Annotated in this window: 16 protein-coding genes, 2 tRNA genes and 1 rRNA gene; 14 read left to right on the plus strand and 5 right to left on the minus strand. The window is 65.3% G+C overall.

Going from position 1 to position 15,615, the window contains the following annotated elements; translation table 11 throughout:
• Positions 1 to 218: 218 nt before the first annotated feature.
• Positions 219 to 335, plus strand: a 5S ribosomal RNA gene (rrf, locus tag TVC13_RS16845).
• Between the two features lie 600 nt (positions 336 to 935).
• On the opposite strand, the gene TVC13_RS16850 is transcribed toward rrf, so the two are convergent.
• Entirely contained in the window at positions 936 to 1,148 is a 213-nt protein-coding gene (locus tag TVC13_RS16850; protein WP_422402293.1) for a hypothetical protein, read from the minus strand.
• Positions 1,149 to 1,196: 48 nt separating this feature from the next.
• On the opposite strand from TVC13_RS16850, the gene TVC13_RS16855 reads away from it, so the two are divergent.
• From TVC13_RS16855 to TVC13_RS16880, 6 genes are all read left to right on the plus strand, one after another.
• Positions 1,197 to 1,970, plus strand: a complete 774-nt coding sequence (locus TVC13_RS16855; RefSeq protein WP_422402294.1) for a fumarylacetoacetate hydrolase family protein — start codon at positions 1,197 to 1,199, stop codon at positions 1,968 to 1,970.
• 72 nt (positions 1,971 to 2,042) lie between these two features.
• Complete coding sequence (locus tag TVC13_RS16860) at positions 2,043 to 2,573, plus strand: hypothetical protein (RefSeq protein ID WP_422402295.1); 531 nt, start codon at positions 2,043 to 2,045, stop codon at positions 2,571 to 2,573.
• A gap of 33 nt (positions 2,574 to 2,606) precedes the next feature.
• Positions 2,607 to 4,127 carry a glutamate--tRNA ligase gene (gene gltX / locus TVC13_RS16865; protein ID WP_422402296.1) on the plus strand — a complete coding sequence of 507 codons (1,521 nt, stop codon included), beginning with the start codon at positions 2,607 to 2,609 and terminating at the stop codon, positions 4,125 to 4,127.
• Between the two features lie 7 nt (positions 4,128 to 4,134).
• On the plus strand, positions 4,135 to 4,860 hold the full coding sequence (locus TVC13_RS16870) for an HAD family hydrolase (RefSeq protein WP_422402297.1): 726 nt from the start codon (positions 4,135 to 4,137) through the stop codon (positions 4,858 to 4,860).
• Between the two features lie 123 nt (positions 4,861 to 4,983).
• Positions 4,984 to 5,055, plus strand: a tRNA-Gln gene (locus TVC13_RS16875).
• A gap of 89 nt (positions 5,056 to 5,144) precedes the next feature.
• A tRNA-Glu gene (locus TVC13_RS16880) sits at positions 5,145 to 5,217 on the plus strand.
• Positions 5,218 to 5,270: 53 nt separating this feature from the next.
• Here TVC13_RS16880 and TVC13_RS16885 read toward each other — a convergent pair.
• The gene (locus TVC13_RS16885; protein ID WP_422402298.1) at positions 5,271 to 5,810 is read right to left on the minus strand and encodes a DUF1697 domain-containing protein; all 540 of its coding nucleotides are present in this window, start codon (positions 5,808 to 5,810) and stop codon (positions 5,271 to 5,273) included.
• Positions 5,811 to 5,889: 79 nt separating this feature from the next.
• Between TVC13_RS16885 and TVC13_RS16890 the strand changes: the two genes are divergently transcribed.
• Positions 5,890 to 6,906, plus strand: coding sequence for a thiamine-phosphate kinase (locus TVC13_RS16890; protein WP_422402299.1), 1,017 nt, complete (start codon positions 5,890 to 5,892; stop codon positions 6,904 to 6,906).
• Between the two features lie 3 nt (positions 6,907 to 6,909).
• On the opposite strand, the gene TVC13_RS16895 is transcribed toward TVC13_RS16890, so the two are convergent.
• Together TVC13_RS16895 and TVC13_RS16900 are read right to left on the minus strand one after the other, a co-directional pair.
• Positions 6,910 to 7,332, minus strand: a complete 423-nt coding sequence (locus TVC13_RS16895; protein WP_422402300.1) for a potassium channel family protein — start codon at positions 7,330 to 7,332, stop codon at positions 6,910 to 6,912.
• Between the two features lie 46 nt (positions 7,333 to 7,378).
• Entirely contained in the window at positions 7,379 to 8,098 is a 720-nt protein-coding gene (locus tag TVC13_RS16900) for an IclR family transcriptional regulator (RefSeq protein WP_422402301.1), read from the minus strand.
• A 143-nt stretch (positions 8,099 to 8,241) separates the two neighbouring features.
• On the opposite strand from TVC13_RS16900, the gene leuC reads away from it, so the two are divergent.
• From leuC to TVC13_RS16930, 6 genes are all read left to right on the plus strand, one after another.
• Positions 8,242 to 9,705 (plus strand): 3-isopropylmalate dehydratase large subunit, encoded by a 1,464-nt coding sequence (gene leuC / locus TVC13_RS16905; RefSeq protein ID WP_422402302.1) that lies wholly within the window; start codon positions 8,242 to 8,244, stop codon positions 9,703 to 9,705.
• 9 nt (positions 9,706 to 9,714) lie between these two features.
• Entirely contained in the window at positions 9,715 to 10,314 is a 600-nt protein-coding gene (gene leuD / locus TVC13_RS16910; protein ID WP_422402303.1) for a 3-isopropylmalate dehydratase small subunit, read from the plus strand.
• Between the two features lie 232 nt (positions 10,315 to 10,546).
• Complete coding sequence (gene murA / locus TVC13_RS16915; protein ID WP_422402304.1) at positions 10,547 to 11,872, plus strand: UDP-N-acetylglucosamine 1-carboxyvinyltransferase; 1,326 nt, start codon at positions 10,547 to 10,549, stop codon at positions 11,870 to 11,872.
• A gap of 10 nt (positions 11,873 to 11,882) precedes the next feature.
• Positions 11,883 to 12,641, plus strand: coding sequence for a lysophospholipid acyltransferase family protein (locus TVC13_RS16920; protein ID WP_422402305.1), 759 nt, complete (start codon positions 11,883 to 11,885; stop codon positions 12,639 to 12,641).
• Positions 12,642 to 12,649: 8 nt separating this feature from the next.
• Positions 12,650 to 13,678, plus strand: a complete 1,029-nt coding sequence (locus TVC13_RS16925) for an NAD(P)H-dependent glycerol-3-phosphate dehydrogenase (RefSeq protein WP_422402308.1) — start codon at positions 12,650 to 12,652, stop codon at positions 13,676 to 13,678.
• The gene (locus tag TVC13_RS16930) at positions 13,675 to 14,814 is read left to right on the plus strand and encodes a D-alanine--D-alanine ligase family protein (RefSeq protein WP_422402306.1); all 1,140 of its coding nucleotides are present in this window, start codon (positions 13,675 to 13,677) and stop codon (positions 14,812 to 14,814) included. The genes TVC13_RS16925 and TVC13_RS16930 overlap by 4 nt, the downstream gene beginning before the upstream one ends.
• A gap of 21 nt (positions 14,815 to 14,835) precedes the next feature.
• Here the strand turns inward: TVC13_RS16930 and TVC13_RS16935 are convergent, their stop codons facing one another.
• A complete protein-coding gene (locus tag TVC13_RS16935; RefSeq protein ID WP_422402307.1) occupies positions 14,836 to 15,309 on the minus strand; it encodes a DUF3515 domain-containing protein in 474 nt (157 codons plus the stop codon).
• Positions 15,310 to 15,615: the final 306 nt, after the last annotated feature.

A 15,615-nucleotide genomic window follows, 5' to 3' on the forward strand; every position in this document is an offset into this window, starting at 1 on the left:
TTCAAACGGTTCCGCCAAATAAGGGGTATGAAGATCATGCTGCTTGCGTCCACTATGTGGTTCCCAACCAACAACCCACGTCGTTGTTGATCAGGGAACACCACTAATTGAATAACGCCCCAACCCTGTTACCAGGGGTCGGGGCGTCCGGTACCACGTACCCCCTAGTTTTACCCACCCCCGCGGCATAGCCGGCAAGGGGTCCGGGTTGGAAGGGTTACGGCGGTCATTGCGCGGGGGAAACGCCCGGTCCCATTCCGAACCCGGAAGCTAAGACCCGCAGCGCCGATGGTACTGCACCCGGGAGGGTGTGGGAGAGTAGGTCACCGCCGGACAACTATTAACGAGTTCAGGCCCCGCAACGCTGCGGGGCCTGAACCCGTTTAACCACCACCCCGCCCGGCAGCTGGGGGCAGGGCACCGGAACGCAACCCCGGCCAAGCCCGGCCCCGGGTGCTGCAGCCGAGGCATTCCCGCCCCGCCCGCCCTTCCCACATCCTGTGACACCCGGTCACTGGTGGGACCACACCAGGTGACACCCGCACCACAACATGGGAACACCGGTTCGGCAGGGCCCCCACACCCGACATGCGCCACCACTGGGAACCACAGCCCGGGGTCGTCCGGCCCCGAAGCGTGCAGGTGCCGCTTGATAGTCTCGGGCGATGGGGAACAGTGACGCGATGACACACCGGACACGGCTACGTCGCGTGGTGCCGTGGCTTCCGCATCTGGGAGCGGTACTGATTCTGGCCGTGTGCTTCGTTGACGGCGCTCAAATCTACGGCTCCCTCCCCGACACCGTCCCGGTTCACTGGGACTGAACGGACCCGATGCCTGGGAGGAGAAGTCCTTCTGGACAGTCTTTATGGGCCCGTTTGTTGCTTTGGGAACGGCCTTACTGCTTGCCCTGGTGAGCGCAGCAGCTCCGGCCCTCAGCCCGGAGGAACCCGGAGCCTCCAAATCTGCTCAATGACCCCCGGAATCCACACGTGCTCGTACCCAAGCGGAATGGCACCGGCGCCGGACTGACCGTCAACGTCGGAAATGCCCGCGGCAGGACCGCCGTCGTACTCTTCCTCATAGTCATGATCGTCCTTCCAATTGGCCTCGGCGTTCTGTCTTAGCCGTGAAGCCAGCGTGCGCACGGGAGGAAGCGAAGCGGGAAGTGCAGCTTCTCGACTAGGCTTGAACCCATGCGTATTGCTCGGTTTATCCAGGACAGTGACCCTGCCTTCGGCATCGTCGACGGTGAAGAAGGCCATGAAGAAATAGCCGTGATCAAGGGAGACCCCTTCTTCTCCGGCGTGCAGCTCACCGGGGAACGGCACAAGCTGGAGGACGTCCGCCTGCTTGCTCCGATCATTCCGCGCAGCAAGGTAGTGGGAATCGGCAAGAACTACGCCGACCACGCAGCCGAAATGGGCGGGGAGGTTCCGCCGGCTCCGCTGATGTTCTTCAAGCCGAATACTTCCGTGATCGGCCCCAATGACCCCGTTGTGCTGCCTTCCTTCTCCGAGGAAGTTTCCTACGAAGCTGAACTCGCGGTAGTCATCGGCCGGATCTGCAAGGACGTTCCGCTGGAACGCGTGGACGAAGTCGTCTTCGGCTACACCTGCGCCAACGACCTGACGGCCCGCGACGCACAGCGCACCGACGGCCAGTGGGCCCGTGCCAAGGGTTTCGATACCTCGTGCCCCATTGGTCCGTGGATTGAGACTGACCTGGATACGGACAACCTGTCCATCAAGGCCTACCTCGACGGCGACCTCGTCCAGGACGGCAATACCTCCGAAATGATCTGGGGCGTCCGCGAACTCGTGTCCTACGTGTCCCAGGCCTTCACCCTCCTTCCCGGCGACATCATCCTCACGGGTACCCCGGCGGGCGTCGGGCTGGTTACCGAAGGACAGCGCATCGAAATCCAGGTTGAGGGCATCGGCACACTCGCCAACATCGTGCGCGGCTAGGCATCGGCTTTGGCGGGGGGATCACAGCAACTGAAGGCGGGGAACCTGCTTCCCGGCGTTCTTTGGAGCGCCGTGATCCTCCTTTCCGCGCTCAGCAGCGGCATAACGACGGCGGGTGCCTGGGCCTGGGGAGCAGGCACAGTAGTGCTCCTGCTGGTTTTTCCCTGGCTGCTGGTCCGGACGCTGGACCGCAAAGGGGACCTGCGTTCGTCGATTGCCAGAGCACCGGTCACTCCGGTGATCCTCGGCGCAGGCGCGCTGTGCTTCATTCTGCTCCGGCTGATCCTCTGGCTTGACGGACCGCGGGTGCTGGCAGCCGCTGTCTTTGCGATGCTCGTCTCCTACGCTGCGGTTCTGGTCCTGAACCGTGCCGTGAAGCTGGACTGGAGCGCCGTGAGCACCGGTGCTGCCGCCGTCGTAATTCCGGTGCTGCTCTTCTCGCTCAGCGGCGGACCGGTCCTGCCCGCGGCAGCCGCCCTGCTTCTTTGTATCCTGCTCGCGCTTCGGATGCGCAGCGGCTGGCAGCTGCCGCTGGCATCCGCTGCAGCCGGTGCCGTGGTGGGCGGCGGCCTGTTTGTGCTGCTTCAGGGCCTGAGCACCTAGGGGTTTGGCAGCAGCGACTAAACTGGGGGAATCATGACTACTGAGCCTTCTTCCTTCGCTGATCTTCCCACCGTCGACGACAACACTCCGGTGCGGGTTCGTTTCTGCCCGTCCCCGACCGGCACGCCCCACGTGGGCCTGATCCGCACCGCCCTGTTCAACTGGGCCTACGCCAAGCACACCGGCGGCAAGATGATCTTCCGCATCGAAGACACCGATTCCGCCCGGGACAGCGAGGAAAGCTTCCTCCAGCTCCTCGATGCGCTTGACTGGCTGGGCATCACCTGGGACGAAGGCGTCAACGTTGGCGGCCCGCACGAACCGTACCGCCAGTCCCAGCGCGGCGAGATCTACCAGGACGTCATCGCCAAGCTCAAGGAAGCCGGGCACCTGTACGAGTCCTACTCCACCCCGGAGGAAATCGAAGCCCGCCACCGCGCAGCGGGCCGGGACATCAAGCTCGGGTACGACAACTTCGACCGCGATCTGACCGAAGAGCAGATCGCGGCGTTCAAGGCCGAGGGCCGCGAGCCGGTGCTGCGCGTTCGCATGCCCGATGAAGACATCACCTTCAACGACCTGGTCCGCGGCGAAATTACCTTCAAGGCCGGCACCGTTCCGGACTTCGTGGTGGTCCGTGCCAACGGTGCGCCGCTCTACACCCTGGTGAACCCGGTCGACGACGCCCTGATGGGCATCACCCACGTCCTCCGCGGCGAAGACCTGCTCTCCTCCACCCCGCGGCAGATCGCACTGTACCGTGCACTGATCGACGTCGGAGTCGCCCAGTACATGCCGCTCTTTGGCCACCTGCCCTACGTGATGGGCGGCGGAAACAAGAAGCTCTCCAAGCGCGACCCCGAGTCCAGCCTGTTCCTGCACCGCGAACGGGGCTTCATTCCTGAAGGCCTGCTGAACTACCTGTCCCTGCTGGGCTGGTCGCTTTCCGCTGACGAGGACATCTTCACGGTTGAGGAACTGGTCCAGAACTTCGACATCCACGATGTCCTTTCCAACCCGGCCCGCTTTGACATCAAGAAGGCTGAAGCGATCAACGGCACCCACGTCCGCAAGCTGGATCCTGAAGACTTCCGCGGCCGCCTGGTGCCCTACCTGCAGCACGCCGGCCTGGTGGGGGAGGAGCTGACGGAACGGCAGCAGGAAATCCTCACCGAAGCCGCGCCGCTGGTCCAGGAGCGCATCACGCTGCTGGGCGAGGCTCCGGACATGCTCGGCTTCCTGTTCAAGGACGACGACGCGATTGACGTTGCCGACGACGCCCGCAAGGGTCTGCCGGCCAACCTCACCGAGGTGCTCGACGCCACGCTGGCCGCCCTTGAGCCTGTGCAGGAATGGACCGCAGAGAACATCCAGGCCGCACTGCGCCAGGCACTGGTCGAAGAGATGGGCATCAAGCCCCGCCTGGCCTTCGGCCCGGTTCGCACGGCCGTCTCCGGCCGCCGGATCTCGCCGCCGCTTTTCGAGTCCATGGTGATCCTGGGCCGGGATTCATCCCTGGCCCGTATCCGCGCGTTCCGCGCCGCGGAGGCCTGAGCAATTCATGAGTGACCTGCGGAGCGTCCACGGGGTGCTGTTCGATATTGACGAGACCCTCGTGGACCTCCGCACCGCCATGGGCAACACGCTGCGCGAAATCAGCGCCAAGGACCTGGCGCACTTCACCGAAGAGGACTGGGCTGCCTACCAGCACCTCTACGCGGCAGACCCGCAGGGCTATTACGACCGCTACCTCGCAGGCGAGCTCAGCTTCACCCGCCAGCGCCTGCTGCGGGTGGCCCACGCCCAGCAGTCCCGCGGACTGCCGGTGTTCGACGTCGACGCCGAGGAGGCTTGGAACGCGGCCTACGACAAGACGCTGCCGCGCCACTTCCAGGCATTCGACGACGTCGTACCCGTCCTGGACCTGCTCGATGCCCACGGGATTCCCTACGGCGCCGTCAGTAACAACGTCCACGACTACCAGCGCGCCAAGCTCGACGCCGCCGGGCTGGAGCGGATAAAGGTCCTGGTGGGTATTGACGCCGTTGATGCGGCCAAGCCGGATCCGGCGATCTTCCTCGAGGGTGTGCGGCTGCTCGGCACAGATCCTGCGCAGACACTTTATGTGGGGGACAACCCCGTGGTTGACGGCCGGGGCGCGCTCGATGCCGGGCTGCAGGCACTCTGGGTTGAACGCAGCGGCAATGAGCAGCTGCGGTCAGCCCATCCGGACCTGCCGGTGGCCGGCACCCTGGCGGCAGTAGCCGCCGCCGCGGGGCTCTCCTAGGCGGTGCGGCGGGCCGCGTCCGGAGCCGTTTTGTACTCCGGCCGGAACCCGTGTATAGTAATAACTCGTGCTGAGGGGTTGAAGCCGGATCTTGAAGGTCTGGAACGGCCCGGAACAGCACATTGGGATATGGTGTAATTGGCAACACAACGGTTTCTGGTACCGTCATTCTAGGTTCGAGTCCTGGTATCCCAGCGCTAATCAAATAAGGCACTTAGCCGGATTTGAGAAATAAACAGCAGGTATGAAATACTTGTTGAGCTCACTTAGCAGGTGAAGCAAACGGCCCCATCGTATAGCGGCCTAGTACGTCGCCCTCTCACGGCGGTAACGCGGGTTCGAATCCCGCTGGGGTCACAGACAACGGTCCCGGACAGAAATGTCCGGGACCGTTTCTTTTTAACCTTTTTCTATTCCGCCGCCGCTATTTTGTGCAGGGTCCGCAGATTCCGCGTTGTAGTAGCGGATTTATAGCGCGGTTTAGCGGCTGCCTTGGACAGCGGGGATTCAAGCGTGGAACCTTTCTGCACTGTCCATGCCAGAGCCTCCGGGCCTATGCGGACCTGCTCGGCGCCCGCGGCCGCGCCCATCTCAAAGAGCTCGTCGAGCACTGCCGGATCCGTGGAGAACGTGACGTAGGCATGGACAGCGGGGTCATCCCCGGCATACGGAACGGCGCCGGCCAGCTCGGCAATCCGGTACACCGGCAGCACTATTACCCAGGCTTCATAGCCGAATGCCTTCCGCAGCGCCTGCTCCGTCCGTTCCTTCAGGCCGGCAGGGTCCCAGTCCGTGGTGACGACGGCGTTGCCGCTGGCCAGCAGGGTTCGCACGTCCCGCAGCCCCAGGTCCGCCAGCACGTCCCGCAGTTCCGCCATCTTGACGGTGATGCCGCCCACGTTCACTCCGCGGAGCAGGATCGCGTAGCGGTTGTCCCGCACAGGGTTCATAGGGCGAGGGTACCCCGGGCGCCGGCGGCGTGCAGCATAATGAAACACCGTGATACAGACGGATAAGGACGCGGATTTTGTGGCAGATCACCCCCATTACCCCCAATCGGTAGCAGAACTGAGCGAAAGGGAACTGCTGGCCCGCATTTTCCCGCGGCTGGGCGGCCCCCGTATGCTACTGGGCCCCGGCGATGACGCCGCGCTGCTGCGGGCTCCGGACGGCCGGACGGCCATCTCCATAGACACCCTGGTCCAGGACCAGGACTTCCGTTTGCGCTGGCCCGGCGGATACCGCACCACGGGCTACGACGTCGGCTGGAAGTGCGCTGCCCAGAATCTCTCTGACGTCAACGCGATGGGCGCCGTGGCAACCTCGCTGGTGGTCAGCCTGACCCTGCCTGCGCATACACCGGTCAGCTGGGTTGAAGGACTCGCTGACGGACTCTCGGCTGCTCTGCGGGCACTCGGGGCCGAGGACTGTGCCGTGGCCGGCGGCGACCTTGGCAGGGGCGGCCAGCTGGTTGTCACCGCGGCTGTAACGGGTGACCTGCAGGGGCGGAAACCGGTGCTCCGGTCCGGTGCCCGGCCCGGCGACGTGCTGGCGGTGTGCGGGGCACTTGGTGAGGCCGCGGCAGGACTGGCCCTGCTGGAGAGTTCGCTGGACTACGCGCGGCTGGAAGGCCGGGAACGGGCGCTCACAGCCGTGCAGTCCCGTCCGTGCCCGCCGCTGGCCGCCGGTCCCGTAGCCGCCGCAGCCGGAGCCCACGCCATGATGGACATCTCGGACGGCCTGGTGCGCGACGCCGGGCGCCTCTGCTCAGCCTCAGGTGTCCGCGTTGACCTGGATCCGGAGGTTCTGCGGGCGGAGGCGGAGCTGCTGGCCGGCACCGCAGGGAAACTTGGAGCGGATCCGCTTTCCTGGGTCCTGGGCGGGGGAGAGGACCACGGACTGCTGGCCGCTTTCGCCCCGGACACGGTTCTTCCCCGCGGCTTCCGCCGGGTGGGGACGGTACTCGCCCGGGGGGATGGAGCAAACCCGGTGAGCGTGGGCGGCGCGGCGCCCGCTGCGGCCGGCTGGGACCACTTCGGCGGCTGAGGCTCAGTCGAGCAGATGCCGTTCCCGCACCCTGCGGGACAGATCCGCCAGCTGTTCCCTGCTCAGATCGGGGAGATGCTCCAGTTCCCTCACTATTGACTGCAGGGTGCCCCGGGTCCGGGCGCGGACGAGCTGGTTGTAGAACCCGACAATGACGCCGGTGGCCAGGGCGACCACCAGGATGCCGTACAGCGAGACGACCACGGTCAGCAGCCGCCCCACAAACGTCTGCGCCACAAAGTCGCCGAAACCGATCGTGGTGAAGGACTCAAAGAGGTACCAGAGGGCATCTCCGGTGCGGGGAATTCCGGGCTCGAACAGCGGCAGCACGAGCGCGGCACCGGCGTACACCGCCAGGAAGCCATAGAACACGACGTCGGCACTCGTGACGCGGATGATGTTCCAGAGGACGCGAAACCGTTTCATGCCCGCTCCTTTGGGCCCGGGCTTCCCAGAATAGGCCGACGGCGGTTCAGTCGGTATTGGTCCGCAGCGCTTCGGTGAGCTGGGCGGCGGCTTTGGAGACAACTTCGGCGTGGATGCGGCCGGGCTGGCGGGTTAGCCGCTCGATCGGTCCGGAGATGGAGACGGCGGCGATCACGCGTCCGGAGGGACCCCGGACCGGAGCTGACACGGAAGCTACCCCGGGTTCACGCTCACCCAGGCTCTGGGCCCAGCCGCGGCGCCGGACACCGGCCAGTACCGTTGGCGTAAAGCGGGCGTTCTGCAGTCCTTCAAGCAGCCTGTCATGGTCTTCCCAGGCCAGCAGCACCTGGGCTGCGGAGCCTGCCTTCATGGAGAGCTGCGTGCCAACCGGAATGGTGTCCCGCAGGCCGATGGGCCGCTCCGCGGAGGCAACACAGACGCGCCATTCGCCCTGGCGGCGGAAGACCTGCGAGCTTTCCCCGGTGGCATCACGCAGGGCCAGCAGCACCGGCCCGGCGGAAGCGATCAGCCGGTCCTCGCCGGCAGCCGAGGCCAGTTCCACCAGGCGGCTGCCCAGCACAAACCGGCCCTGGATGTCCCGTCCCACCAGACGGTGGTGCATCAGGGCGAGAGCCAGGCGGTGCACCGTGGGCCGCGCCAGGCCCGTGGCGGCTACGAGCTGCGCCAGGGTTGTGGGTCCGGCTTCGAGTGCATCAAGCACCATCGCTGCTTTATCGATGACGCCCACACCGCTTGAGTTGTCCATAGGATGATACTGCCGTCTCAATATCTGAGATGCAAGCCGAAAAACTGGCAGCGCGCCGGGGATGCTGGTTGTCTTAATCCATCAGGATTCCGCAGTGCCCGGCAGGACCGCCGGAAACTGCGCCGGGCGAGGAGCAGATGGCAATGGGAGAGCACTCAGCGGGCAGGACGCTCGCCGAAAAAGTGTGGGACGAGCACGTAGTTTCCAAGGGCAGCGACGGTGCGCCGGACCTGCTCTACATTGACCTCCACCTGGTTCACGAGGTTACGTCGCCGCAGGCCTTCGAAGGGCTGCGCCTGGCCGGCCGCAAACTGCGCCGCCCGGACCTGACCATCGCCACGGAGGACCACAACACTCCCACCCTGGCTATCGACAAGCCGATTGCGGACCCGGTCAGCCGCACCCAGATCGAAACCCTGCGCGCCAACTGCGCTGAGTTCGGCGTCCGCCTGCATCCGCTGGGAGACGCCGAACAGGGCATCGTCCACGTGGTGGGCCCGCAGCTCGGCCTGACCCAGCCCGGCCTCACCGTGGTCTGCGGCGATTCGCACACCTCCACCCACGGTGCCTTCGGTGCACTGGCCATGGGCATTGGCACCTCCGAGGTGGAGCACGTCATGGCCACCCAGACGCTGTCCCTGAAGCCTTTCAAGACCATGGCCATCAACGTTGAGGGCACGCTGAAGCCCGGCGTCACGTCCAAGGACATCATCCTGGCGGTGATTGCAAAGATCGGGACAGGCGGTGGCCAGGGATACGTCCTGGAGTACCGGGGTTCCGCGATCCGCTCGCTGTCCATGGAAGCGCGGATGACCATCTGCAACATGTCCATTGAAGCCGGCGCCCGTGCCGGCATGGTCGCCCCCGACGAAACCACGTTCGCTTACCTCAAGGGCAAGCCGCACGCGCCGCAGGGCGCCGACTGGGACGCCGCCGTCGAGCACTGGAAGTCCCTGGTTACCGATGAGGACGCGGTCTTCGACGAAGAGGTCTTCCTCGACGCCAACGAACTTGAGCCGTTTGTCACCTGGGGCACCAACCCCGGCCAGGGTGTTTCCCTCTCCGAGGCCGTTCCCTCGCCCGCCGACTTCGGCGACGAGAACGCCCGCGCCGCCGCCGAGCGTGCCCTCGAATACATGGATCTGAAGGCCGGCACTCCCATGAAGGAGATCCGGGTGGACACAGTGTTCCTGGGTTCCTGCACCAACAGCCGCATCGAGGACCTGCGCATCGCAGCAGACATCATCCGCGGCCGGCAGAAGGACCCGAACGTGCGCATGATGGTGGTCCCCGGCTCCGCCCGCGTCCGGCTCGAAGCCGAAGCCGAGGGCCTGGACCAGGTCTTTAAGGACTTCGGAGCCGAATGGCGCTTCGCCGGATGCTCGATGTGCCTGGGCATGAACCCGGACCAGCTGGAGCCGGGGGAGCGCTGCGCATCCACATCCAACCGCAACTTCGAGGGCCGGCAGGGCAAGGGCGGACGCACGCACCTGGTCTCCCCGGTGGTAGCCGCAGCCACCGCCGTGCGCGGCACGCTGAGCTCGCCGTCGGACCTTGACCCCCTGCCCGGCGCAGCCGCCGGTTCCACCGCCACCGCTGCCGCCTAGGAGAACATCATGGAAAAGATCACCACCCACACCGGAATCGGCGTTCCGCTGCGGCAGAGCAACGTGGACACCGACCAGATCATCCCCGCTGTCTATCTCAAGCGCATCACCCGGACCGGGTTCGAGGACGCATTGTTCGCAGGCTGGCGCAAGAACCCCGAGTTCGTCCTGAACCAGGAGCCCTACAACGCCGGCTCCGTGCTGGTCGCGGGCCCGGACTTCGGTACCGGGTCCTCCCGTGAGCACGCCGTCTGGGCGCTGAAGGACTACGGGTTCCGGGCCGTTCTTTCCTCCCGGTTTGCGGACATCTTCCGCGGCAACTCCGGTAAGCAGGGTCTGGTGGCCGCCCAGGTGGCACAGGATGACATTGAGCTGATCTGGAAGGTGCTGGAGAACTCACCCGGCACCGAAGTGACCGTTGATCTGCAGGCCCGCACCGTGATTTGCGGCACTGTCACGGCGGCGTTCCAGATTGACGACTACACCCGCTGGCGTCTGCTCGAAGGCCTGGACGACATTGGGCTGACCCTGCGCCACGAAGAAGACATCACTGCTTTCGAGGCCCGCCGGCCCGCTTTCAAGCCCACCACCCTTCCGGCGCGTACATAGGCCGCAGCCGGGACCATCCGGGTTTCTCCCCGGAGGCTGCAGAGCAGTAGTATTGATGGGCCTTCCCGGATGGGAAGGCCCATCAGCTTTCCCCCGCTCCGGCCGTTCAGCTGTGCCCGCCAAGGGGCGCCGCGGCGGCCGCGATATTTCGGGATAGGCAGGCTAGCTCCTATGCTTGGGATGCAGTCTCTTATGGCCTCGGGGGCAATTGAAACGAAAGAAACAGGTGTTCATGGGTAGCGTTCTAACCATCCGTGGTGGTGTACCCCTTACAGGCAAAGTACCGGTCCGCGGGGCGAAGAACCTCGTTCCCAAAGCCATGGTGGCAGCGCTGCTGGGCAATTCTCCGTCGCTGCTTCGAAACGTCCCGGAGATCAAGGACGTCGATGTGGTCACGTCCCTGCTGAGGCTCCACGGCGTCGAGGTCACAAAGGACCCTGTAACCGGTGACCTGCTCATGGACCCGAAGAACGCCAAGACGGCCGCTTCGCGGGACATTGATGCGCACGCCGGGGATTCACGCATTCCGATCCTGCTCTGCGGACCGCTGATGCACAGCATCGGCGAGGCGTTTATACCGGATCTGGGCGGCTGCAAGATCGGCGACCGTCCCATCGACTACCACCTGCAGATGCTCCGCAACTTCGGCGCGCTGGTGGAGAAGCGCCCGGGCGGCATCTCCATCTCCGCTCCCAAGGGGCTCAAGGGCGCCAAGCTTGAACTGCCCTACCCCTCTGTTGGAGCGACCGAGCAGGTGCTGCTCACCGCTGTGCGGGCCGAAGGCATCACTGAATTGAGCGGCGCCGCCGTCGAGCCTGAAATCCTCGACCTCATTGCCGTGCTCCAGAAGATGGGCGCGATCATCACCGTCCAGACGGACCGCGTGATCCGCATTGAAGGCGTACCGGAGCTCACCGGCTACAACCACCGGGCCCTGCCGGACCGCAACGAGGCCGCTTCCTGGGCATCCGCTGCGCTGGTCACCAAGGGCGATATTTACGTTGAGGGCGCCAACCAGCAGGACCTCACCGCCTTCCTGAACATCTACCGCAAGATCGGCGGCGCGTTCGACGTCGACGACGACGGCATCCGCTTCTACCACCCCGGCGGCAAGCTCAACCCGCTGGTCCTGGAAACGGACGTCCACCCCGGCTTTATGACCGACTGGCAGCAGCCGGTGGTGGTGGCCCTCAGCCAGGCCGACGGCGTGTCGATCGTGCACGAAACCGTGTACGAAAACCGCTTCGGCTTCACCGACGCGCTGATCCGGATGGGAGCGAACATCCAGGTGCACCGCGAGTGCCTTGGCAGCATCCCCTGCCGTTTCGGGCAGCGGAACTTCCTGCACTCGGCAGTGATCTCCGGACCGGTAAAGCTCAAGGGCGCCGAAATCGACATCCCCGACCTGCGCGGCGGATTCAGCCACCTCATTGCCGCGCTGGCGGCCGAAGGCACGTCCCGGGTCACCGGCGTCGAGCTGATCAACCGCGGTTACGAGCACTTCCTGGACAAGCTCGAAGGTCTGGGCGCGGACTTCGACGTAACGGACGGGAAGTAAGCTTCCGCCCATGAGCGAATCGAAAAAGTCACGGGTAACGTTCAGTATCCTGGCGACCATCGTCCGGCCGGCCATGAATCTCATGATTGGGCGGCGCTGGGAAGGGATTGAGAACCTGCCCAAGGACGGAGGCTTCATTGCCTGCCCGAACCATGTGACTGAAATCGATCCGCTGGTGGTGGGCCACTTCTTCTACAAGCAGGGAATCCTGCCGCGGTACCTGGCAAAGGCATCACTGTTTAAGGTGCCGGTGCTGGGTGCCGCGCTCCGCGCCACCCAGCAGGTACCCGTCCAGCGCGGCGGTGCCGGTGCGGCAACGTCCCTGGAGGCAGCGCAGCAGGTTGTCGATGCGGGCGGCGCGCTGATCGTGTACCCGGAGGGAACGCTGACCCGCGACCCGGATCTGTGGCCTATGAAGGGACGGACCGGTGCCGCGCGGCTGGCCCTGCAGACAGGTGCGCCGGTGATTCCAGTGGCACACTGGGGCGCCCAGGATTTGCTGCCCCGTTACGGCAAGATGCTGCACCTGTTTCCCCGCAAGCGTGTGCGCGTGCTTGTCGGCAAACCGGTGGACCTCTCCGACCTCCGCGGAGTTCCGCTGTCAAAAGCTGTGCTGGAAGAGGCAACGGAGCGGATCATGGCAGAGCTGACGTCGCTGGTTGCTTCACTGCGCGGTAAACCCGCGCCCGCCGAGCGCTGGGATCCGGCCCGCAAGGGGCAGAAGGCAGTCGGACGGGGTTATGACCCGGAAACGGAGAAGAAGAAGTGACAGCCGCAATGCCTCCCGCGAAAGTTGCCGTTCTCGGCGCAGGAAGCTGGGGGACCACCTTCGCCAAGATCGCTGCGGACTCCGGCGCGGCCCGGGGGACTGAGGTCCTCGTCTGGGCGCGCCGCCCGGAGGCGGCCGAAGAGATCAACCAGACCCGCCGCAACACCCGGTACCTGAAGGACATTCAGCTGCCCGCCAACCTGCGTGCCTCGGCGGATCCCACCGAAGTCCTCGCCGGTGCCCAGCTTGTGGTCCTCGCGGTTCCGGCGCAGACACTGCGGCAACGGCTGCGAGAGTTCAAGGACCTCTTCCCGGAAGGCGCCGTCATCCTCTCCCTGATGAAGGGACTGGAAGTCGGCACCGACGCGCGGATGAGCCAGGTCATCGCCGAGGAACTGGGCTGGCCCCAGGAGAAGATCGCCGTGCTGTCCGGGCCGAACCTGGCCATGGAAATCGCGCGCGAAGAACCGACTGCCTCGGTGGTCGCCTGTTCAGACCTCGCCGTTGCCGGCTGGATTGCCGCCGCCTGCACCGCCCCCTATTTCCGGCCCTACACAAACACCGACGTGATTGGCACTGAAATCGGCGGGATCGTCAAAAACGTGATCGCCCTCGCCGTCGGCATCTGCGAAGGCAAGCAGATGGGGGACAACACCAAGGCCTCCGTGATGACCCGCGGACTCGCGGAAACGACCCGCCTGGCCGTTGCCCTGGGCGGAAAAACGGAAACCCTCTTTGGCCTCTCCGGCATGGGAGACCTCATCGCCACCTGCTCCTCCTCGCTTTCACGCAACCACACGGCAGGCCGCCTGCTGGCCGAGGGGCTGACACTTGATGAGGTAACTGCCAAGATGGCCCAGACCGCGGAAGGCATTAAATCCGCGCAGGCCGTGCTTGACCGGGCCACCCAGCTGGGTGTTTACATGCCAATTACCGAGAACGTTGTTGCAGTCCTGCAGGGCGCAATCTCAGTAGACGAACTGGGCCCGCGCCTGCTGGCCCGCGAACTCAAGCCCGAAGGTGTGCACGCATCATGAGCGTCCAGCCCATTAACCCCGCCGGCGGGTCCAAGCCGCGTGTTGCCGTGCTCTTTGGCGGCAGGTCCAGCGAACACTCGGTCAGCTGTGTCACGGCTGCCGGCGTGCTCGAGGCCATCGACCACAGCAAGTACGACGTCGTGCCCATCGGGATTGCACGCAACGGCCAGTGGTCACTGGCATCCGTGGACCCCGGCCAGTGGTCCCTGCGTGCGGAAGCCCTGCCGGAGATCACCGCCGGAGACGAGACCGTCGTGATTTCCAGCGAGGGTTCCTCTCAGGAGCTTGTCTCCCATTCGCCCAACGCCATGCCGCGCTCCCTGGGCCGGATCGACGTCGTCCTTCCGCTCCTGCACGGCCCGTTCGGTGAGGACGGCACCCTGCAGGGGCTGCTGGAAATGGCGGACGTGCGGTACGTGGGTGCCGGCGTCCTGGCCTCCGCCGTCGGGATGGACAAGCACTACATGAAGGTGGTCTTTGAATCGGCCGGCCTTACGGTTGGCCCCTACGAGGTCATCACCGACCGCCAGTGGAAGCGTGACGCCGAAGGATGCCTTGAGCGCGCCTGCCGGCTTACTTTCCCGCTGTTCGTCAAGCCGGCACGTGCAGGATCTTCCATCGGCATTACCCGCGTTGCCGAGCCCTCGGAGCTGCGTGCCGCCGTCGAAACGGCACGCCGGCATGATCCGAAGGTTGTTGTTGAAGCCGGTATCACCGGCCGGGAAATCGAAGTTGCCGTACTGCAGGGCCGCGGGTACGACGATCCGCGCACCAGCCAGCCCGGGGAAATTGCCGTGAACCACGACGGCCACGAGTGGTACGACTTTGAAGCCAAATACGTTGACGGTGCGGCTGCCGAACTAAGCTGCCCGGCCGACCTGCCCGACGCCGTCACCACCCGCGTACGCGAGCTGGCAGCCGTGGCCTTCGAGGCCGTGGGCGGCGAGGGACTGTCCCGGGTGGACTTTTTCTACACCCCGGACGGGGACCTGGTGATCAACGAGATCAACACCATGCCCGGTTTCACCCCGATCAGCATGTACCCGCAGATGTGGGCGAAGTCCGGACTGCCCTACACCGAGCTGATCGACGAGCTTATTTCCCTGGCACTCGAGCGGCCCACGGGTCTGCGCTAGGAGTTCCCGGCGCGTGCCGGGCTAACCCGGCAGTTCGACGTCGCTGGTCGCCAGGCATTCCCGGGTCTGTTCGATGCGGGCCACTGCGTTCTCCAGTTCCACCAGGACCGTTGAGGACGCAACCTGCTCGGTGTCGAAAATAACCTCGACGGCGGGGTCGCGGCCGTAGGTGGTAGCCGTCCACATGGTGCCTTCTTCGCGCAGCACCCAGTCCACTCCGTTCACCGTTGCGCAGGCATCGGTGGTGGGACCCGGAACTGGAACGCCGCAGCGGACAATCACCTGTGCCGGACTGCCCCACGCAGAGGTGGCCTGGCTGGTGGTTTCCCGCTGGTCTGCGCCTGCCAGGTTCTCGGGCAGGGCAACCATCACCGTGGCGCAGTCCGGATTCGCTGCATCAGGTGCTGCCTCAACATCGGCGGCGGGTGTGCAGCCGCTAAGCGCGGCGGCAAGGACCAGGGTGCCGGCGGAAACGGCTGCCGGAAGGAATTTCATGTTTCTAGGGTATCCGGCGGCCCCGGGCAGCCCCGAATCCCGGGGCCGGCTGTGCTCGGGGGAGCGCTATGCTTTTTCGCACCGGATGAAGGGCCTTTTTAAACGCCCCGCCGGGAACCGGTAGGGTAGCCGAGTGCGCCGCCGGCGCGAAATGGGGAGACAACAAGGATGAGTAGCTCAAAGGGCCGCCGGCTGGCGGGCGCCGCTGCTGCCGCTGCACTGCTGGCCGGACTGAGTGCGCTGCCCGCGTACGCCACTGAGGGCGAGCCGTCGGAGACCCCGGTAGTGGAGCCCGTCCCCACGCCC

It is taken from the genome of Arthrobacter sp. 3Tela_A, assembly GCF_049311025.1.
GTDB lineage: Bacteria > Actinomycetota > Actinomycetes > Actinomycetales > Micrococcaceae > Arthrobacter_B.